Source organism: Corynebacterium guangdongense (genome assembly GCF_030408915.1).
GTDB classification, from domain to species: domain Bacteria; phylum Actinomycetota; class Actinomycetes; order Mycobacteriales; family Mycobacteriaceae; genus Corynebacterium; species Corynebacterium guangdongense.
The window spans coordinates 129,790-149,703 of record NZ_CP047654.1; the positions used below are offsets into that span (position 1 = coordinate 129,790).

19 protein-coding genes are annotated in these 19,914 nt (G+C 68.5%); 10 read left to right on the forward strand and 9 right to left on the reverse strand.

Annotated features, from left to right (window positions below; genetic code table 11):
- Positions 1–91: 91 nt before the first annotated feature.
- Entirely contained in the window at positions 92–478 is a 387-nt protein-coding gene (locus CGUA_RS00645) for a hypothetical protein (RefSeq protein WP_290196682.1), read from the reverse strand.
- A 40-nt stretch (positions 479–518) separates the two neighbouring features.
- On the opposite strand from CGUA_RS00645, the gene CGUA_RS00650 reads away from it, so the two are divergent.
- Genes CGUA_RS00650 through CGUA_RS00675 form a run of 6 tightly spaced genes read left to right on the forward strand, consistent with a single transcriptional unit; the run spans position 519 to position 3,328 of the window.
- Complete coding sequence (locus CGUA_RS00650) at positions 519–1,238, forward strand: SDR family NAD(P)-dependent oxidoreductase (RefSeq protein ID WP_290196684.1); 720 nt, start codon at positions 519–521, stop codon at positions 1,236–1,238.
- 10 nt (positions 1,239–1,248) lie between these two features.
- On the forward strand, positions 1,249–1,542 hold the full coding sequence (locus CGUA_RS00655) for an RNA-binding S4 domain-containing protein (protein ID WP_290196686.1): 294 nt from the start codon (positions 1,249–1,251) through the stop codon (positions 1,540–1,542).
- Positions 1,542–2,345 carry a VOC family protein gene (locus CGUA_RS00660; protein WP_290196688.1) on the forward strand — a complete coding sequence of 268 codons (804 nt, stop codon included), beginning with the start codon at positions 1,542–1,544 and terminating at the stop codon, positions 2,343–2,345. Before CGUA_RS00655 ends, CGUA_RS00660 begins: the two co-directional genes overlap by 1 nt.
- Before the next feature lie 56 nt (positions 2,346–2,401).
- The gene (locus CGUA_RS00665) at positions 2,402–2,707 is read left to right on the forward strand and encodes an MGMT family protein (protein WP_290196690.1); all 306 of its coding nucleotides are present in this window, start codon (positions 2,402–2,404) and stop codon (positions 2,705–2,707) included.
- The gene (locus tag CGUA_RS00670; RefSeq protein WP_290196692.1) at positions 2,679–3,020 is read left to right on the forward strand and encodes a DMT family transporter; all 342 of its coding nucleotides are present in this window, start codon (positions 2,679–2,681) and stop codon (positions 3,018–3,020) included. The genes CGUA_RS00665 and CGUA_RS00670 overlap by 29 nt, the downstream gene beginning before the upstream one ends.
- The gene (locus tag CGUA_RS00675) at positions 3,017–3,328 is read left to right on the forward strand and encodes a DMT family transporter (RefSeq protein ID WP_290196695.1); all 312 of its coding nucleotides are present in this window, start codon (positions 3,017–3,019) and stop codon (positions 3,326–3,328) included. Before CGUA_RS00670 ends, CGUA_RS00675 begins: the two co-directional genes overlap by 4 nt.
- Here CGUA_RS00675 and CGUA_RS00680 read toward each other — a convergent pair.
- Positions 3,325–4,236: an alpha/beta hydrolase gene (locus CGUA_RS00680; RefSeq protein ID WP_290196697.1), complete on the reverse strand. Its 912-nt coding sequence runs from the start codon at positions 4,234–4,236 to the stop codon at positions 3,325–3,327. The genes CGUA_RS00675 and CGUA_RS00680 overlap by 4 nt on opposite strands.
- A 64-nt stretch (positions 4,237–4,300) precedes the next feature.
- Between CGUA_RS00680 and CGUA_RS00685 the strand changes: the two genes are divergently transcribed.
- Positions 4,301–5,344 (forward strand): NAD(P)-dependent alcohol dehydrogenase, encoded by a 1,044-nt coding sequence (locus CGUA_RS00685; protein WP_290196700.1) that lies wholly within the window; start codon positions 4,301–4,303, stop codon positions 5,342–5,344.
- 39 nt (positions 5,345–5,383) lie between these two features.
- Positions 5,384–6,013: a CG0192 family protein gene (locus CGUA_RS00690; RefSeq protein WP_290196702.1), complete on the forward strand. Its 630-nt coding sequence runs from the start codon at positions 5,384–5,386 to the stop codon at positions 6,011–6,013.
- An 84-nt stretch (positions 6,014–6,097) separates the two neighbouring features.
- Here CGUA_RS00690 and CGUA_RS00695 read toward each other — a convergent pair whose 3' ends face one another.
- Positions 6,098–7,669, reverse strand: a complete 1,572-nt coding sequence (locus CGUA_RS00695; RefSeq protein ID WP_290196703.1) for an HNH endonuclease signature motif containing protein — start codon at positions 7,667–7,669, stop codon at positions 6,098–6,100.
- Between the two features lie 118 nt (positions 7,670–7,787).
- On the reverse strand, positions 7,788–9,710 hold the full coding sequence (locus CGUA_RS00700; RefSeq protein WP_290196706.1) for a M13 family metallopeptidase: 1,923 nt from the start codon (positions 9,708–9,710) through the stop codon (positions 7,788–7,790).
- A 71-nt stretch (positions 9,711–9,781) separates the two neighbouring features.
- Here CGUA_RS00700 and CGUA_RS00705 point away from each other — a divergent pair, with 71 nt between their 5' ends.
- Both CGUA_RS00705 and CGUA_RS00710 read left to right on the forward strand, forming a co-directional pair.
- Positions 9,782–10,387 carry a hypothetical protein gene (locus CGUA_RS00705; protein ID WP_290196708.1) on the forward strand — a complete coding sequence of 202 codons (606 nt, stop codon included), beginning with the start codon at positions 9,782–9,784 and terminating at the stop codon, positions 10,385–10,387.
- Positions 10,384–11,349, forward strand: coding sequence for a PrsW family intramembrane metalloprotease (locus CGUA_RS00710; protein ID WP_290196710.1), 966 nt, complete (start codon positions 10,384–10,386; stop codon positions 11,347–11,349). The genes CGUA_RS00705 and CGUA_RS00710 overlap by 4 nt, the downstream gene beginning before the upstream one ends.
- Positions 11,350–11,407: 58 nt before the next feature.
- Here CGUA_RS00710 and CGUA_RS00715 read toward each other — a convergent pair whose 3' ends face one another.
- The 5 genes from CGUA_RS00715 to dprE1 all read right to left on the reverse strand — a co-directional run bounded on the left by CGUA_RS00715 (position 11,408) and on the right by dprE1 (position 19,889).
- The gene (locus tag CGUA_RS00715; RefSeq protein WP_290196712.1) at positions 11,408–12,001 is read right to left on the reverse strand and encodes a spermidine synthase; all 594 of its coding nucleotides are present in this window, start codon (positions 11,999–12,001) and stop codon (positions 11,408–11,410) included.
- The gene (locus tag CGUA_RS00720) at positions 12,002–15,502 is read right to left on the reverse strand and encodes an arabinosyltransferase domain-containing protein (RefSeq protein WP_290196714.1); all 3,501 of its coding nucleotides are present in this window, start codon (positions 15,500–15,502) and stop codon (positions 12,002–12,004) included.
- Between the two features lie 36 nt (positions 15,503–15,538).
- On the reverse strand, positions 15,539–17,614 hold the full coding sequence (locus tag CGUA_RS00725) for a galactan 5-O-arabinofuranosyltransferase (protein ID WP_290196716.1): 2,076 nt from the start codon (positions 17,612–17,614) through the stop codon (positions 15,539–15,541).
- An 81-nt stretch (positions 17,615–17,695) separates the two neighbouring features.
- Positions 17,696–18,457, reverse strand: coding sequence for a decaprenylphospho-beta-D-erythro-pentofuranosid-2-ulose 2-reductase (gene dprE2, locus CGUA_RS00730; RefSeq protein WP_290196719.1), 762 nt, complete (start codon positions 18,455–18,457; stop codon positions 17,696–17,698).
- Positions 18,458–18,473: 16 nt separating this feature from the next.
- Positions 18,474–19,889, reverse strand: coding sequence for a decaprenylphosphoryl-beta-D-ribose oxidase (gene dprE1, locus CGUA_RS00735; protein ID WP_290196722.1), 1,416 nt, complete (start codon positions 19,887–19,889; stop codon positions 18,474–18,476).
- Positions 19,890–19,914 lie beyond the last annotated feature (25 nt).

Here is a 19,914-nt window from a genome sequence, read left to right on the forward strand (position 1 = left end):
CGAAAGGCCTCATCCGCAGAGGACTCGCAGATCCGGTCTTCGTTTCGAAACCGCTCGCAAGTTCGGGGTGAGGCCTTTCGAAACGAAGCGGCTACCTCCCGAGCGAATCCACCATCCCGCCCGAGGCCCGCACGAGCCGCACTGTGTTGATCACCCACAGGGCCACCTGCAGCGTCAGCGTCCCGGCCGCCAGCCACCTCGCCAGCCCGGGCCAGAAGAACAGGGCGGCCACGGCCAGGGCGAGTCCTGCGATCCCCAGGCGGATGATCCAGGTCATCAGCGGGCGGGCGGCGGCGTTTCCCGCCTCCCAGGCCGCGTCCTCAGTGAGGTACCTGGTGCGCCCGAGCAGCAGGCCACGGGCGTCGCGGCGGTGCAGCGTCCCCCGGTCGTGCCCCCGCGCCGTCAGGTGCTGGGAAAAGGTCACCGCGACGATCGCCGCAGCCAGCAGGATGAATCCCATCCACTCTTCGGTGTTCATGTCCCAACCCTAACCAGAATCCTGTGCCACACTGGCGGGCATGATCACCGAGCGTAAGACCGCAGTCGTCACCGGTGCCTCCTCCGGAATCGGAGCCGCCACCGCCCGAGCACTCGCCGAGGACGGCTGGCACGTCGTCCTGGCCGCCCGCCGTACGGAGAGAATCGAGAAGCTGGCCGAGGAGATCGGCGGCACCGCCGTCACCCTCGACGTCACGGACCAGGAGTCGGTGGACCACCTGGCCGATCTGCTGCCCCGGGTGGACCTGCTGGTCAACAACGCGGGCGGCGCCAAGGGCCTGGCCCCGCTGCAGGAGACGGCGATCGAGGACTGGCAGTGGATGTTCGACGTCAACGTCCTCGGTACGGTCCGGATGACCACCGCGCTGCTGGAGAAGCTGCGGGAGGCCGAGGGCCTCATCGTCAACGTCGGCTCCAAGGCCGGGCTGGACCCCTACGTCGGCGGTTCCGCGTACAACGCCGCCAAGTTCGGGGTCAGGGCGCTGACCCGTGCCCAGCGCCTGGAGGAGATCGAGGCGGGCGCGAAGATCCGCATCACCGAGATCGCCCCGGGCCGGGTCGACACCGAGGAGTTCTCCCTGGTCCGCTTCGGCGGCGACGAGGCGAAGGCCCGTGCCGTCTACCAGGACAAGGTCAACGTCCTGGCCGAGGACGTCGCGGAGGCCATCCGCTGGGTGGCCTCGCTGCCCAAGCGCGTCAACATCGACACCATGAACATCATGCCCCGGGATCAGGGCTAGGCTGTTGGCCATGTCTGAATCAGTCGCCATCACCGGCGAGTCCATCAAGCTGGGGCAGTTCATCAAGCTGGCCAACCTCGTCGAGTCCGGTGGCCACGCCAAGGAGCTCATCGCCGAAGGCGCGGTCAGCGTCAACGGCGAGGTCGACACCCGCCGCGGCCGCACGCTCGTCGACGGCGACGAGGTCACCGTCGACGGGCGCACCGTCGTCGTCTCCGGCGGCGTCGACGGCGACAGCGGCGACTACTTCGACGAGGCCACCGCCGACGACGATTTCGATCCCGAAAAATGGAGGAACATGTAATGCCTGCTTTCGCAGCCACTCCCGGCATGCCCTACTGGATCGACCTGTCCAGTTCGGACGTCCGCAAGTCCTCCTACTTCTATTCGCAGCTGCTGGGGTGGGAGATCAGCGCCGAGCGCGAGGACTCCTCCTACCGCATCGCCCGCGCCGAGGGACTGCCGGTCGCCGGCATCATCCCGCACGACGGCTCGATGCCGGAAACCTGGGTGACTTACTTCCTCTCCGCTGACCTGGACGCTGATCTCGCGCGCGTCGCTGAGCTGGGTGGGCGGGTGCTCGGCGCCCCGACCGAGGTCCAGCTCGGCACCATGGCCGTGCTTGCCGACGCCACGGGCGCCCTCTTCGGGCTCATTGAGCCGGCCGGTGAAGACGCCTTCGTCGCGGCCGGCGAACCGGCCACGCCGGTGTGGCACGAGCTCTCCGCCACCTCCAACCACGCGCAGGCCATCGACTTCTACCGTGGCCTGTTCGGCTGGGAGATCATGGCGCTGGGTGAGGACGACAAGTACGCCACCGCCATGGAGGACGGCGCCGCCTTCGCGGGCCTGCGCGATTCCGAGGGCCAGTTCCCGCCGCAGGTGCCGGGTTTCTGGCAGACCTTCATCGGGGTCGAGGACCTGGCCTACGCCTGCCGACGCGTCGTCGAGCTCGGTGGCGAGGTCATCCGCGAGCCGGCGAACTCCGAGTTCGGCCCGATCGCGATCATCTCCGACTCCACGGGCGCCACCGTCATGCTCGCCGAGGTTGAGGCTCCCGTCTACGAGGAGGAGCTCTCCGAGTCGGACGACATCCTCAACCTCTGATTCCGGTGCCCGATTCCGCAGCGCCCAAGCATCGACCTGGGTACATGGAGGCGAGCATGCAGAATCCGGCACCGTTCGAGCTGTCGGACACCGCTGAGGCGGTGCTGGCGCTCGTCGACAAGCTCGGCCCCGCCGAGGTCACGACCTACGGCGACCTCGCGGCCGAGGCCGGCACCGGGGCCCGGCAGGTGGGCGCGATCATGCGCCGCTACGGGCACCTCACCGACTGGTGGCGCGTCGTCCGCGCCGACGGCTCCTCGCACGACCCCGCCCGGTCGGTCCCGTTCTGGGACGGGGCCGGCCTGCGTCACGACGGGACTAGAGTGTCGCTTCGTGAACACCGACACACGTTCCCGGGCTGACTGGCTGCTGACTGGCGCGATCATCGCGGAGGTCATCGCCACCCTCACGCTCAAAGCCGCGCTCGAGCGCCCGATTCTCTACGTCGTCGTGCTCGTCGGCTACATCGCCACCTTCGTCCTCCTGGACCGGGTGCTGCGCGCCGGGATGGCGCTCGGCGTCGCCTACGGCGTCTGGGGAGCGGTCGGCGTGGCCGCCACGGCGATGCTCTCGGCCCTGCTTTTCGACGAGAGCCTCAGCGCCCGCATGCTGCTCGGCATCGCCGTCATCGCCGCCGGGGTGCTGTGCATTGAGCTGGGCGGTCGGCGTCGATGAGCTGGCTTTTCCTCGCCCTGGCCATTGTTCTCGAGGTGTCCGGGACGACCAGCCTGCGGGTCGCCTCCGCCGGCCGCAACGGGATGTACGTCCTGGTCGTGGTTTTCTACGTGCTCTCCTATGCCGCGCTGTCGGTGACGCTGGCGAGCGGGATGCCGCTCGGCGTGGCCTACGGCATCTGGACCGCGGTGGGCGTGGCGCTGACCGCGGTCATCGGGCGCGTCGTGTTCCGCGAGCCCTTCACCTGGGTGATGGGCCTGGGCGTCGTCCTGATCATGGCTGGGGTGCTGCTGGTCGAGACCGGCTAGACGCCCCTGAGGAACTCCGCCGTGTCCCGGATGCGCTGGCGGGCGACCTCCGGGGTGGAGATGCGGTGCTGGGAGAGGTACTCCGCGACCTGCGCCCCACCGGTGTCGGGGCGGAGGGCGATCTCGTCCTCGGTCGCGATCTGGACCAGCGTTTTCGTCGGCCAGGCGGCGGGTTCGGGGACCACGGCGTCGGCGCGGAGCTCGTCGGGAAGCCCGGCGACGGACCCGAGATCCGGATAGGTGAGGATGAGGGCGTCGACAAGCTCTGATTGCATGGCGGCCAGCGCGGCGCCGGAGGAGTATCCCCAGGCGGTGACGGACTCGGCGCCCTGGCCGCGGACCCAGCCGACGGCGTCGGCGACGAAGGCGCTGATCTCGGCGACCGTGTGCTCCGGCGCCAGCGGGTGGTCCAGATCCAGAATGGTCGTTCCCGAGAGCTCGGCGGCGGCCGCGACCTCGGGTCGCCACTGGTGATCGAGCGCGTCGCCGGAGCCGCGCCACCAGCCGCCGGAGTGGAGGGACACGGCCCAGCGGCCGGTGGGGTTGCTCGGGGTGAAGACGACCCCGCCCGGAACCTCCTGCGACTCGACGTCTCCGGCGAAGGCCACCCCCGGCATGGTGTGATCGGCTGCAGTGCCCAGCATCATCAGCGCCGCGTGGGTGATGCGGTCGGGCAGCAGCGCCACATAGCGGTCCGCCGGTTCCGGGTCACCCGCTCCGCCTTTCCACGGCGGGGTGAAATCCGGACGCGGATACGCGGCGTCCAGGTAACTGATCAGCTGGTCCAACTGTTGGGCGGGTGGCAGGATGCGGTTGACTCCACCGACGTTGAAGTCCGCGGAATGCTGCTCGTTGAGCGGGTAGTCGCCGTCCGGATCGCCCGGCTGAATCTTCGGTGGGGGTGTCATGGTGTCTGAGCCTAACCCCCGTATCCCTCGCGTGGATAGCGGCCGAGCGCTACATTCGTCTGCCATGACCACCACTGTGCGCGCCTGGGGCGTGAAGGAAAACCGGAACCATGTCGAGCTCGTCGAGATCGAGCGACGCGACCTGCGGGAGGATGACCTGCGGGTGCGTATCGAGTATTCCGGCATCTGCCACACCGACATCCACAACGCCGAAGCTGACCTGGCCTGGCTGTTCGTGCCCGGTCACGAGATCATCGGCGTCGTCGAGGAGGTCGGCCCGAAGGTCACCAGGCACAAGGTCGGCGACCGCGTCGGCATCGGTTGCTTCGTCGACGCCTGCGACGAATGCGACAACTGCCGCATCGGCGAGACCTCCTACTGTGACACCGGCGTCGTCACCACCTACAACGGCCTGAACAAGTATCACGGCGAAACCGAGCACACCCGTGGCGGTTACGCTCAGCAGATCATCGTCCGCGAGGACTTCGCCCTGAAGATCCCGGATTCCCTCGACCCGGCCGCCGCCGCCCCGCTGCTGTGCGCGGGCATCACCACCTACTCCCCGCTGAAGCACTGGGGCGCCGGACCGGGCAAGCGCGTCGCCTTCATCGGCATGGGCGGCCTCGGTCACGTCGGCGTGAAGATCGCCGTCGCCATGGGCGCCGAGGTCTCCGTCTTCTCCCAGTCGGACGCGAAGAAGGAGGACGCGGCGAAGTTCGGTGCGAAGGAGCTCATCGCGACCAGGGACGGCGTCCCGGTCGACGAGTACGGCAACCACTTTGACCTGATCATCAACACCGTCTCCGCCGAGATCGACATCGACTCCTATATGGAGCTGCTCCGCCTCGACGGCACGCTGGTCCAGCTGGGTCTGCCGAGTGAGCCGCTGTCCGTCGGCGTGCGCACCTTCCTCCAGAAGCGCCGCTCGCTGGCCGGCTCCCTCGTGGGCGGAATCCCGGAAACCCAGGAGATGCTCGACTTCTGCGCCGAGCACGGAGTCGTCGCCGACGTCGAGGTGATCGGCGCGGACTACATCAACGAGGCTTATCGACGCACCATCGATTCCGACGTGCGCTACCGCTTCGTCATCGACGGCGACACCTTCTAAAGGTGGGTAAGGTGGTCCGTACCATCTGAGGAGGACAATATGAGCGGAACCGCCCACATCTACGATGCCGACATCGACCCCACCAAGCAGGAGATCGTTGCCCGGTACGGGGCCATCACCGACTACGAGGGTTCCTACCGACTGGTCGACTTCCAGGGTGATGAGGTGGGAATCGAGGTCCACGTCGGCCGGGACGTCGAGGGACGGCTTTCGCAGATGCCGGTGACCTACCGCCCGGCGGAGGTTGATCCGCTGGCTACCCTGACCACGATGGAGCACAGCGTCCTCGGGACGCGGTGGGTCTCCAACGCCCTCGGTGACCCGGTCGCCGTGCGGGAGTTCATCCGCACCATCGTCACCGGCGATGACGGCGCCGAATACTCCAACGGAGTCACCCCCGTGCTCGACGTGCGCGGTTCCGGTGAAGAAAAGGACGCGGAGGTCGGCGAGGTGAAGCTCACAGAGTTCACCCGTCAGCGCGCCGTGGGCACCGTGGTCATCAACGGTTCCCGCCGCTCCTTCAAGCTGCGCATGTCCAACCTGCTGTCGCCGGCACGCGTCAACGCGACCGGCTACACCACCTCGAAGCTCCGCCTGACTGGCGTCACCGCTGCGGGCACTGAGGTCATCGCCGCCGAATTCGCCTGGTTGGACCAGGTGATGAAGTAGCCGCGTTCGTGCGAGGTGCGCGTATCCCGCCGGGGCGTTCTGTCTTCCCGACTTTCCGGCCCGGAACCCGCACAGCTGTGCGGGTCAGGCGATGTCATCGAAGCTGAGGTTGTCGAGCGTCCAGGCCTCGAGAAGTTTCTCGTCCCCATGTGGGGTGGGACCCTCGCGGTAGGGTGAATCGCCGCCGGCGGGGGCGTTGCGCAGGGGCAGTCCGCGGCGGCGGGCGGTGAAGGAGCGGCCGCCGGGAAAGCGGAAGTGCACCAGGGCCTCGTCGTGCTCGTCAATGTGGATGGTGGTCGTCCCGTCGTTGACCAGCGAGTGGCAGCCGCTGCACAACGGCATGAGGTTGGCGACCTCCGTCGGCCCGCCTTCCGCGAAACCCCGAATGTGGTGGAGCTGGAGGTAGCGGGTGTTGCAGCATCCTGGGGTACCGCACTGGTGGCCCCAGGTGGCCAGGACCGCGTCCTCGACGGAGGCGGGAATCACCCGTGTAGGTGAACCGGTCTTCAGAATGACGCCTTTGCTGTCCTGGACGTGGTATTTCAACGTCCCGTTGAAGATCATGCTTATCAGTGCCGACGCGTCCGCGCCCAGGTGGTTGAAGAGGCGTGGCTGGCCGTCCGGTCCGATGATCAGGTGGATCTCGGCACCGGGTGCCCGGGTGGCGGAACGGGGCGCTGTTCTGGCCATCTGGGCCAGGTTCATCAGGGCCATCAACCGGGTCCGGGCGGTCGGCGGGCCGAAGCGGGAGACCAGGCGGCTGGCGGGCTGGGCGGAGCGGGCCTCCGGTGGTGGGTCGGTCTGCCCGGAGGCCGGCCCACCGTCGTCCTCCCAGCATCCCTGCTGGTCGGGCGACTCCCCGGAACCCTGACGTTCCCGGCGCTCGATGGCGGCCCAGCGCTCCTGGCTCAGCGGGCCCGTGAGGTCGCTCCGTTGCAGGTGTCTTTCATGCGGCTTCTTTTCTTCGTCCACGTCCTCCTCGTCCATGGGGACGGCGTTCTCCGTCGCCTGCGCCTGCTGGAGGATTTCGAGCAGTTCCTGCGGGGTGGCGTCGGTAGGGATGTCAAGATCGCCCAGATCGCGGAGGCCCGCCAGCTCGGCGATCTTCATCGCTGCCAGGAAGACCGCGGCGTTGGCGGGATTGAGGCGGATGCTTCCCTTCAGCCAGCCGGTGTCCTCGTCGATCCGGTAGGAGAAATGCTCACGCGCTTCGTTGTCCTCCTGGTCGGGCCGGCCACTGAGCGCCTCGCGCAGCTGCTGGTGGTTCATGGTCAGGGCCATGCCGAGGACCTCGTCGTGGTTCTCCTCGGTGACGTAGCGCAGTGCCAGGCGAACGACTGAGTAGGTGAAGGCGCCGTTGAGGTAGTGCTCGAGGAACGCGGTCCACCGGTGCAGTCGTCTGGCCACGGTGCGGTAGTCCTCGGCCGCCCGGGTGGACTGGCCGGCGAAGGTGGCCAACCAGGCGGCCGGATCGGGGGCACCGCGCGAGCGGAAGAGTCTGCGTGCGTCGAACTCGCCGAGCATGGCCAGGACGTGGGCGCGCTGGATTTCGAAGTGGTGGAAGGAGGTGCTGAGGGCGTCGACAAGCTCGTCGTCGCTGTAGGAACGGATGCGGTGAAGAGTGGTGTGCGCCTGGTCAACGGTTGCTGATGTCACGATTCCCCCGGTGTATCGAACATATTTTCGGTCGCTGGGGGTGACGTTAGCGCAGGGGTCCGACACGGCCCCGAAAGCACGGAAACCCGCACAGCTGTGCGGGTTTCCGGTACCGGAACTACCAGATGTTCACGCGCTCCTTCGGCTCAATCCACATGGTGGACGAGGGGTCGAATTCAGGGAAGGCCTCGTAGAACTCGTCGATGTTGGCGACGATCTGGTTGCAGCGGAACTCGGCGGGGGAGTGCGGGTCAATCGCCAGGTACTGCTGCTGCATCTGCGGGCGGATGGCGGTACGCCACACACGGGCCCAGGAGAGGAAGAGCCGCTGCAGGCCGGTGAACTCCCGGCTGGTCAGCGCAGGATCGGCGCCCTCGGCCTCAAACACGCCTGGCTCCTCCTCGCCGTGCTCTTCCACCCACATCTGGTAGGCGACCACGGCGATGCCCAGGCCACCCAGGTCGCCGATGTTCTCGCCGAGGGTGAACTTGCCGTTGACGCCCTCAGTCTCGGTGTCCTGCAGCACCCGCGGGACGAGACCGTTGAACTGGGTGACCAGCTGGTCGGTCAGCTCGGTGAAGGCGGCGCGGTCCTCGTCGGTCCACCAGGAGTTGAGGTTGCCGTGGCCGTCGTACTGGGAGCCCTGGTCGTCGAAGCCGTGGCCGATCTCGTGGCCGATGACGGCGCCGATGCCGCCGAAGTTCTCGGCGGCGGTGGCCTCCGGAGAGTAGAAGGGGGAGCGCAGAATGGCGGCCGGGAAGGTGATGTCGTTGACGACCGGGTTGTAGAAGGCGTTGACGGTCTGCGGGGTGGTGACCCACTCGTCGCGGTCGGCGGGCTTGCCGATCTTGGCCAGCTCGTAGTCGTGCAGGAAGGCGCTGCCCGCCCGGACGTTGCTCAGCAGGTCGGCGCCGGTCGCGCCGAAGGTGAGGCCCTCGTAGGAGCGCCACGTGTCCGGGTAGCCGATCTTGGCCTTGAAGCGGCCCAGCTTCTCCAGGGCGCGCTCCTTGGTTTCCGCCGTCATCCAGGGCAGGGCCGCGATGCGCTTCTCGTAGGCGCGGGTCAGGTAACTGACCAGCTCGAGCATGTCGTCCTTGGAGGAGGGCGGGAAGTGGCGCTGGACGAAGATCTTGCCGACCTCCTCGCCGACCAGGCTCTCGACCAGGGAGACGCCGCGCTTCCACCGGTCCCGCTGGACCGTCGCGCCGGACAGGCGGGTGCCGTAGAACTCGAAGTTTTTCTCGCCGACCTCCTCTGGTAGAACTCCCGCGCGGGAGCGGAGCACGTGCCAGACTCCCCAGAGCTTCCAGTCGGGCAGGCGGGCGTCGACAAGCATGCCGGCGAGGTGGGAGACGTAGCTCGGCATCATGACGACGGCGGTGCCGTCGGGGACGCCGGCGGCGGTGATGAGGGTGTGGACCGCGCCGGGCAGGGTCGACACCTCGGTCGGATTGTAGGTTTTGACGGCGTCGCGGGCGGCGACGACGTCCCAGTGGCCGGCGGCGAGCTCGGTCTCCAGGGCCATGATGCGCTCGGCGGCCGCGGCCGGGGAGAGACCCCCGAGGCGGGCGGGATCGATGAACTCCAGCATCGCTGCGACGTGCTCCTGGTAGGCCACGCGTGTCTCGGCGTGTGCGTCCTCGCGGTAGTAGGCCTCGTCGGGTAGCCCGAGACCGGATTGGACCAGGTAGGCTACGGCGTCCTCGGACCCGGAGTCCTTTTCCACCCAGAAGGAGACCGGCGCGCTGACGCCCCGGCGCTCGAGTTCACCGAGGTTGCCCGCGAACTCCCCGGCGGTGGACACCTCGAGCAGGTCCAGATCCGGATCGAGGACCCCGATACCGGCGGCGTTGACGCCCTCGACGTCCATGAAAGAGGCGAAGAGCGTGCCGGCGCGGCCGGTGTCCTCCTCGACGATGGCGTGGACGTCGGCCTCGGCGTCGTCGCGGAGCTTGTGGAAAGTCCCGTCGACGCCGCGGTCGGCGGGAATCGTGTGAGTCTGCAGCCAGGGGCCATTGACATAGGAGTAAAGATCGTTCATGGCACCCACTTTAGGTGCAGGGACCGCCGGCAGACGGCGCACGCCCACGACCTGCGATTAGGCTGTCAACCATGGCGACATATCAGCTGCAGCCCGCGCGCACCGGCCGGGTCTGGTGGGCGACGGTCGGCGTCACTCTCGCGGTGCTGCTGCTGCCGGCGATCGTGTGGTTATTCGTGCCCCCGGTCGAGCCGGAGCGGGAGCCGGTCGTGCTCGGCACGGGGGACTGGGAGATCGAGACGGACCTGACCTGCGAGGCCCACCTGCTCGCTGCCACCGGCGCCGGATGGGACTGTGGGGGCGTGGCCCTGGAAACCATCACCCAGCCGACCACCCAGGACCCCAACCAGAACCTGCGGCGCATGGTCCGCGCCCTGGCGTACACGCCCATCCCGCGCGCCGCGGTCACCACCGTGGGGGAGGCGCGCGTGCTTGTCGACGCCGCCAACGGCGTCATCGGCATGTCCGTGCAGGGCACCGGCGAGAACGAGGGTGAGCAGATCTTCGCCGTCGCCTCCGGCAGTGGCGACGTGCCGGCGATCTCCGACGAGATCTTCCGGGCGATGACCGGGCAGGGACTGCCCGTCGCCGCCAGGCTCGAGTTCCGCGACGGCCAGCTGCCCCCGGCGAGCGTCGACGAGCTGCTGGAACGTCTCCGGGAGGTGGAGCAGCTGTGAGCAGGCTTATGACGTGGACGCTGATCATCGCCGTCGTCCTGGGGCTGCCGGCGATGCTGGCCAGCCTCATCGGCGCGTTCCTCGTCTCCCCGGTCGGCGGCGCCGCCGGCGTGGTCCTGGGCATCGCCTACACCGTGGTGACCGTCCTGCTGCTGCGCGCGACACCCTTCTGGCCGCCGGGCGTCACCGGCTGGTGGGTGATCGCGAGCCTGAGCTGGGGAGCCAGCGTCGGCATGCTGGCCGCCGGCATCGCAGGCCTGCCCTGGATCGACCTGGCCATCGCCATGAACTGGGAGGACTCCCTCGCCTCCTTCGGCGGGGCGTACCCGGAGGAGATCGGCAAGGGCGTCGGCGTGGCCGTCATCCTGCTCGCTTTTCGACGCCTCAACCGCCCCTGGCACGGCCTCGCCACCGGCGCGCTGGTCGGCCTGGGCTTCGAAGTCATCGAAAACATCCTCTACGGCGCCTCCCTGGCGACGCTGCACGTGAATTCCGACCTTCTCGGCGCGCTCCAGACCTGGGGACTGCGCCTGGTGGCCGGGGCGTTCATGCACGTCATCTGGACCGCCTTCGCCGGTTGGGGACTGGGCCAGGCGCTCTTCACCGCCGGGCGGAGCCTGCCCTGGCGGGCGGGCGTTGCGCTCGGCTGGCTCGGCGTCGCGTTCGCGCTGCACTTCGGCTGGAATTACCTGGGCGGCGGTGAGGCCTGGGCCCTCGTGCGCGTGGTCCTCATCTCCGTGGTGATGTACGCGGTGTTCATCTGGCTGGTCATCCGGGCCTGGCGACTCGCCCGGGCCGACCACTCCTACGTGGCCACGGAGACGCCGTTGACCTCGCTGGCTCAGTTGCCGTCGCGCCGGGCCCTACCGGGGGGAAGCGCGGCTGCCGCCCGCATGAGCACCGGCACCCCCGACAGCGTAGGCAGCGGTGAATCCGAGGCCAGCAGAAGAATGTTGCCGTAGGCGCGCCCGCCCAGCATCTCCTCGGGGCCGACGGCCGCGACGTGCGCGAACACTTCCGTCAGACCCGCCAGCTCCGCCCGGGCCGTCGGCAGTCCCCCCTGTCCCCGCAGTTGGCCAGGTAGAGGCCGCCGGGGACGAGCACGCGTCGGCAGGCCCGGAAATACTCCACCGTGGTCAGGTGGTGCGGGGTGACCGGGCCGGCGAAGACGTCGCGGATGAGGACGTCGACGGAACCTTCGGCCAAGGAGTGCGTGATGGTCCGCGCCTCCCCGACGACGGAGCGCACCGACGCCGGAATATCGAAGACCTCCCGGACCAGCCTCGACAGTGCCCCGTCGATCTCGACGACCGTGTTGCGCGAGGAGGGCCACACGTCGGCCGCCCAACGTGCCAGGGAGCAGGCGGCGCCGCCGAGATGGACGATGTGGGCGTCGGCGAGCGGCAGCGGCCGCAGCAGAGCGGCGATCCACTGCATGTACTCGAACTCCAGCACCCGGGGCGCGCCGAGCACCACGTGCGAGCTGGGCACGTCGTTGACCTCGAGAACGTACGCGCCGTCACGGGCGGGATCCGCGAGCACCCGCGCGGTGCCGGAGTCGACCTGCCAGACTCCCTCGACGCGGCGTTTTCCTGCGCGGGGTTTCCGCGCCATCTAGCCTTCGATCTCGCGGATCTTCATGTCCGACTCATGCCACAGGCCGGAACGGACGATGTTCTCCTCGTCGATGCGCGCCAGGTCCGGCGCCACGCCCTGGGAGTTGGTGCGCAACTCGTAGGACTGGACGGAGCCCCAGTCGCGGTGCCAGTCGTCCCGGGTGTAGCTCGGGATCTCGGTCGCGGTGTTGACGGCCTGGACGGTGGCCATCGAACCGCCGCCCAGGAAGTCCATGAAACCGGTGAGCGCGGCCTTGCCCGGGTGATCCGGGGAGATGCGGTACTGCGGAATCTCCGTGACGCCCGCCCAGTGGTCGAAGGAGCGCTGGCACGGGAACTGCAGCGCGACGGACCAGTCCAGCAGGGCCGGGGTGTCCATGGAGACCGTCGTGCCCAGCGGCGCCAGCTCCGGCGCGCGCGGCGGGGTGAAGGCGATCCAGTCCTGCGGATCCAGGGAGGTGTCCTCGGCGACGATGCGGACCGCGTCGGCTTCTGCCGGCAGGTTCTCCAGGGGCAGACGCAGGTTGCGCCAGGTCGGGTCGGGGCCGATGTCCATCATCTCGGTCTCGCCGAGCTTTTCGACGTCCGTCCCCTCCGTCCTGCCGTACTCCAGCAACAGCTTTTCCCCCGGCTGGGCGACGCCGTTCTGGTCGTGGTGCGCGATCCTGCCGGCCACGGACACGACGATGAGCGGCGCCTCCTCGGTGGCCTCGGGCAGGCCGAACCAGGCGGTCTCCACCTCGGCGGCGAACTGGCTGTCGGGGGTCCAGGAGCCGAGCACGGGGACCTTCGTGTAGTCCAGATCGAAGGGCAGCTCGGAGGTGGATCCGTTGACGCCGGCCTCGGAGTCGGAGCGCACGCCCCCCGACACGTCGGCCGAGGTCGCCGTCCCGGTGGTCTCCCGCACGGCGGTGTCCGCAGTGTCCTGCTCCTCGGCGTCGGTCCCGGTGCCCGGGGCGTCCGAGGAGTCCGAGGCGTTGGAGGAGTCAGTGGCGGCGGCCTCCTCGCCGGTGGTCGCGCCAGCGTCGCCGGCGGTGGCGTCGGCGACGGTGCCGGCGTCCTCGCCGGTGCCGCCCATCGCGCCGGTGGTGCCGTCGATCTGCGTGCGCGGCGCGATGTAGTCGGGGATGCCCCGGGGATCGAAGCCCCGGAGTTCACCGGCCTCCAGCGACTCGCCCAGCTCCACGTCCGGGTCGACCGGGGTGAGGAAGGAGTCGTTGGTGTTGGTTTCGATCATGGCCTCGTTGGCCAGGGAGCAGGTGTTGCCCGCCAGCGAGCGCAGGTTGCCCAGGCCGACGCTGTACGCCGGGTACTGGTCGATCGTCGCCTTGGTGAAGGAGAGCACTGCGGAGAGCACGACCAGCGCCGCCGCGATCGCCAGGGGAGCGGCGGCCAGCCCGTTCCATCGGGTGGTGGCCAGCACGGACCCCTCCCGGAACTGGTCCAGGGTGCCGGCCTCGCGGGCGCTGCGCTTGGCGCGGTCGTGGCGCATGGACTGCCACAGGCCGACGACCAGCACGACCATGGCGATGACCAGGATGATGGTGGAGAACTCCACGCCCTTGAATTGCGGAGTCTTGTCCCACCAGGGCACGCCGAAGGAGGAGACGTACCACCAGGCGTTCCAGCCGGCGAAGGTCAGCGCCAGCATGAAGATCGTGCCCGCCCAGGTGAAGGTGCGGGCGCGGGGCGACTGCAGCGCGATGCGGCTGAGTACCACGGCGGCCAGCGCGCCCAGCGCCCCGGCCAGGCCCGCGTAGATGCCGAAGTGGTGGGTCCACTTCGTCGGGGTGAACATGAGGAAGAAGAAGGACAGCCCGATGATGATCATCAGTCGGACGGTCGGGCCCTTCGCCACGCCCGGCACCTCGCGCCAGCGGATGAGCGCGAAGACGATGAGGATGATGGAGGCCAGCATCGCGAGCACCGCGAAACGGCGCGTGAGCGAACCGTCCACGGTCTGCTGGAAGAGCGTCGCGTAGCGGACGTACTCCGAGTACCAGTCCAGTGCCGGCCCGACCAGTCCACGCACGCGCGTCGACTCCAGCACGGCCATCAGCGTCTGATCCGCGAACACCGGCACCATCACGAAGGTGCCGCCCGCCAGGAAGGGGGCGAGCATGCTTGCCGACGCCTGCCAGCGCGGCCCCTCATACAGGCTCAGCCGCTCCCCCAGGATGCGGAAGAGGTAAGGCAGCGCCACGAGGAACGCACCGACGGCGAGCAGGCCGGTAGGCCCGACGGTCAGGGTCATGGCGGCGATGATGGTGCCGAGGGCGGCCGGGAAGAGCCGGCGGAACTCGATCGCGCGCTCGAACAGCGCCCACGCGGCGATCGCGCCGAGGGCCACCAGCGGCTCCGGGCGGGTGCCGTTGTTGTAGGGCAGCCAGAACGCCAGGAAGATCATCGCGGCGGTCCAGTACGCGACGCGGCGGCCCGCCACGGCCGGACCGAAGCGCGGAATGATCTCCCGAGAGAGTATCCACCAGATCAGCAGACCCGAGACCAGCGAGGGCAGACGCATCCAGATCGACGCCGCCGAGACGGAGCTCAACAGCGCGAGCAGATCGTAGTAGGGGGAGCCGAAGGGGGATTCCGGGACGCCGTACCAGCGGTAGTAGTTGGCCATGTAGCCCGCGTGCTCGGAGACCCGGGCCATGGTCGTGGTGAAACCGTCGTCGGAGGTGTTGGCGCCGAAGACGTACCAGAAGACCAGCACCGCGCTGACGAGCGCGTCGAGAGGCCGGAAGCTGCGCCAGCGGGCGTTGAGGAACGGGATCCGCCTGCCGTCGCCCCGGTCCATTCTCCGCAGCGCGAACAGTGAGACGAGCATGAGGACCGCGCCGGCCCACATGGTGATCAGCTTGAGGGTGGTCGGGGTCGAGGTGAAGCGGGAGTTGATCTCGACGTCCGCGGAGAGCCCGGCCGCCGCGAGCTCCCGCTGGTTGTCCGCGGTGTCGGCGATCTCGGTGTACACGCCCGTCAGCTGCGGGCGGTAGTCCTCCTCCGTGGATTCGGCGAGGTCGGTGCCCGGGATGGAGATCTCGGCGCCGTCGCCGGAGAGCGAGATCTCCAGGACCGCGTCCTCCTCCAGATCCGCGAGTTCCTCGGCGGTGACGTCGAAGATGACCTCGCTCAACGCGATGACGTCGAGGCCCTCATCCTCCGCGCCACGCACGAAGAGGCCGCGGTCGGTGGCCTGCGGACTGTCCGCCGGGAGCGTGCCCAGCAGCATCGTTTCGCCGTCGTTGAGCATCCCCAGCGCGCTGAGCGGGACCGACGCCCCGAACTTCTCGGGCGCCAGCGAAATCAGCGGGGCGTTGACCGAGTTCAGTGAGTCGTTCTGGGGCCAGCTGAAGGAGGACTGCGTCTGGTTGACCGGCAGCAGCGGGGTCAGGGCGAAGCAGAGGAACGCGAGGAGACCGGAGACGATCGCCAGGTTCTTCGCCCACCCGCTGACACGGGTCGGGGAGGTGTTTTCAGAGACGGCGGTAGACACGCATCCGAATCCTAGTCCAGTAGCCCGACACCGCGTCTATTCGTTGCGGGTCGCCACGACGTACGGCCCGATCTCCTCGAGGTGCCACAGGGCCTCGTCGCGGAAGACCTCCGGGTTGTACACCAGGCCCACGTAACGGACGTTCGGCTGCGAGGGGTAGATGTCCTCGGCGACGTGCGTCTTCCACTCGGTGGCGTCCTCGTCGAGGGTGCCGCGGAAGATGAACACGTCCGGGCCGCGCCACTTCGTGTCGTCGAGCGCGGCGGCGAAGTCCTCCGGATCGGTGAGATCGGTGTAGGAGCGCTCGGCCCACTCGCGCAGCTGCTCGTTGCGGGGACCGAACTCGCCGAGCGGGTTGGCGTAGTGGGCCGTGTGCGCGTTGAAGCCGTAGTACGGGGTGTAGGAGAGCAGACGCGTCTCGTCGGTGACGACCACGGTGTCGTTGGGGGTGCGGCCGTGGGAGGCGATCTCCTCGTTGATGGCCGGGTAATACTGGGCGGTGTCCGGCGGGAACTGGTCGGCCCGGACGCCGTAACCGTCGGTGTCCGCGTAGGCCTGGGAAATGGAGGCCTGCAGGCGGGCGGGAATCTGCTGCGCGTAGTGGAGACCCGCCAGCATCATGATGATCATGCCCACGGCCGTGATCCTGCGGCTGGTGGCCGGGGTGACTGAGTCCGGGTAAAGGCGGTGCACCCCCATCAGGCGCAGCTCCGCCAGCCCCAGCACGCCGGCGGTGGCCAGCTGCAGGACGATGAGCGCGTCGATGCGGAAGCCGAGCAGGGTGGTGCCGGCCAGGGTGAAGACCATCGACAGGACGGACCAGAGGTAGAAACCGATGGTGGCGATGCCCATCACCCGCACGTCCAGGTCCGTGGCGCGGACCACGAGGTAGACCAGGCCGATGAGGCAGAGCAGACCGATGACGCTCGGGGCCAGGAAGGGCACCGGCAGCTGGGTGCCCTCCTCCGGCAGGAAGTTCATCGCCACCGAGGAGGTCGGTGCGCCGCTGAGGACCTGCCGGAGGTAGGGACCCCAGGTGATCAACGCGATGAGGATGGAGCCCACCCCGACGATGACGAGCCGGAGGATGGGCTTGACCCGGCGGACGACGGCGGCGGCGAAGATGATCGCGGTCACCGTCACGGTCAGCGCCACCACGCCCGTGTAGAGCGTGTAGAAGGTGGCGGAGACGCCCAGGATGAGGGTGAGTCCGGCGGCGGCCCACCAGGAGCCGAGCAGCGCCCGGCGCCCGAGGACGGTGGCGGCCGGGACGAGCATCGCGACGATCGCGCCGTAGGGCTCGTCGGCGCACATCACCAGCGTCACGCTGACGGTGACCAGGGCGATCGCGGTGGCCACCGGAAGGGAGCCGGTCAGACGCTGCCAGATCGGGACGAGCATCGCGCCGACCATCCCCATGGAGATGATCGCCCACGGCTGGTAGACCTCCCAGCCGGGCATGCCCAGCAGGGTCGCCAGCCGTCCGCCCAGCCAGAACCACCCGAGCGGGTAGTAGGACGGCATGTCCCAGTAGTTCATGTCCTGGTTCAGCCAGGTGTCGCCCATGCGGGTGAGGAACTGCGAGCGGAAGCCCTGATCCACCTGGATGCCGTCGAGATAAAGCGTCGTCGCCGACAGGGGGACGGCCAGGGACGTCACCACCAGACCGGCCGGCGCCATGTAGCAGACGGCGTGCGTCAGCCACACCCGCCACCGGGGGCGCGAGATCGGCGGCTGGGTGAGGGTGGCCGGGTCCTCGGCGTCGGCGAGCAGGCGCTGAAACCTCTCGTTGGCGTGATGCTCGTCGCGCAGCCACAGCCAGCACAAGGCGCCCACCAGCACGAGGATGATGACCGTGCCGGTGGTGGCCACGGCGCGGCTGACCATCGACGTGTTGAACGCCGGCAGGCTGGTCTGCTTCAGCGCCAGCCAGGCCGCCAGCGAGAGGACGAAGGCGCCGGCCCAGGCGGCGATCACGCCCAGCGAGGTCGCCCGGTACGAGGGCAGATCCGAGGTGTAGGACTGGACGGCCGCGGGGCGGGGAGCCTCCAGCGGGATCGGGTCGGGGCGGGGACTCGGGCCGTGGGACTGGGTCGGGGCGGCTGTGCTCATGGTGGACAGTCTCCCACAAAGCACACCACCGTCCCGAGCGGGCAGGCCGGGGACGGTGGTGCGGATGTGGCGGAAGGTGTGTTAAATCGGCAGGCGCTTCATGATCGGAGCCGGGATATGCTGCAGAACCAGCGTCACCAGCTCGAAGATCGGGTGCACGTAGAGGTACTTCTTGCGCTTGACGACCGCATCGACGACAGCCTCGCCGACCTCCGGCACGTCCACCGTGAACGGCGCCTCCTTGACGTGCGCCGAGAGCTTCGTGCGGACCTGTCCCGGGCGCACGACCAGCACGTTGACGCCGTGATCCTCGAGGGCGACGCCCAGCTGGGTGTAGAAACCGTCGACGCCGGCCTTGGCGGATCCGTAGGTGAAGTTGGAACGGCGGATCTTCTGGCCCGCCACCGAGCTCATGGCGACGATGTGGCCGTGGCCCTGGGACTTCAGCTGCTCACCGAGCAGCACGCCGAAGGAGACGTACGCGGTGTAGTTGATCTCGGAGGAGACGACGGCCATCTTGTGGTCCTGCCAGATCTTCTCCTGGTCGCCCATCACGCCGAAGGCGACGATGGCGACGTCGATGTCACCGAAGGACGCGGCCTTCTCGATGACGGCCGGGTGCGAATCGGTGTCCAGGGCGTCGAACTCGACGAGCTCGACCGCGCTGGCGCCGGCGGACCGGACCTCCTCTGCGGCGGCGTCGAGGTGGTCCTCCTTAATACGGCCGGCCAGGATGACGCGGGCGGCGCCGCGGGAGAGGAACTCCTTGACGATGCCGAGGCCGATCTCCGACGAACCGCCGAGAAGGAGGATGTTCTGTGCCTGTCCTACTGCGTTAAGCATTTTCCGTGTTTCTCCTTTAGTGCAGTTCCAGTCGACGGGACATGTCGGAGGCGAAGACGCCGGTCGGGTCGATCTCGTTGCGGGTCTTCAGCCAGCCTTCCATGCCCGGGTACATGGTGTGGAAGTTCTCGGCGGAGGTGCGGGACTCCTTGGCCAGGTACAGACGGCCGCCGAACTCCATGACGCGCTTGTCCAGCTCGTCGAGGAAGGCGTGCAGGCCCTTGCGGATCGGGAAGTCGACGCAGACGTTCCAGCCCTTCATCGGGTAGGACAGCGGCGCCTTGTTGCCCTCGCCGAAGAGCTTGAACACGTTCAGCGCCGAGTAGTGGCCGGAGGCCTGGATGTCGCGGATGATGTCCTTGAACGGCTCGACGGCCTCGGTCGGGACGACGAACTGGTACTGCAGGAAGCCGGCTGGGCCGTAGCCGCGGTTCCACTCGCCGATCATGTCGAGCGGCTGGTAGAACTGGGTGAGGTTCTTGATGTCGTTCTTCGAGTCCGCGCCCATCGCGTAGTACAGCTCACCGATGGCCATCAGGGTGTATTTGTTGATCGTGAACGACGGGAAGATGTCCGGCACCGTCATCAGCTGCGGGGCGGAGAACTTCAGCGGGTCCTTGGCCAGCTTCGGGGCGAACTCCTCCAGCTGGGCCAGGGTGGCCATGGAACCACGGGAAATGGTGGCGCGGCCCAGGTGCGGCTCCGGGCGGATCGCGTCGAACCAGGCGGAGGAGTACTCGTAGTTCTCCTCGGCGCCGTTGGAGTGCTCGGCGACGGTCTCGTCGAGGTTGTTGGTGCGCACCGTGTCGGAGATGAAGTAGGCCGTCTCGACCTTCGTCATCTTGATGACCGCGCGCAGGATGATGCCGGTCAGGCCCATGCCGCCGACGGTGGCCCAGAACAGCTCGCCCGAGGGGTCGTCCGTGGAACCGTTCGGCTCCAGGTGCAGGACGCGGCCGTCGGCGACGAGCAGCTCCATGGAGACGACGTGGTTGCCGAAGGAGCCGGCGGTGTGGTGGTTCTTGCCGTGGATGTCCGGCCCGATGGCGCCGCCGATGGTGACCTGGCGGGTGCCCGGCAGGACCGGAACCCACAGGCCGTAGGGGACGGCCGCGCGCATGAGCTGATCGAGGGTGACGCCGCCGTCGACGTCGACCAGTGCGGTGTCCGGGTCAATGGAGTGGATGCGGTTGAGCGGCTGCATGTCGATGACGAGGCCGCCGCCGTTCTGGGCCGGGTCGCCGTAGGAGCGGCCCATGCCCCGGGCGATGACGCCGCGGCGCTTCGACTCGGGCAGTGTGGAGTTCTGGTCCGCCACCCGGGCGACGGCGGCCTTGATGGCGTCCACGTCGGCTGTGGCCAGCACCTGTGCGGAGGAAGGCGCGGTGCGTCCCCAGCCGGTCAGTGATTTCTCAGTTGTGTGAAGTTCCATCATCCGATTTCTCTGTTGGTTGCGT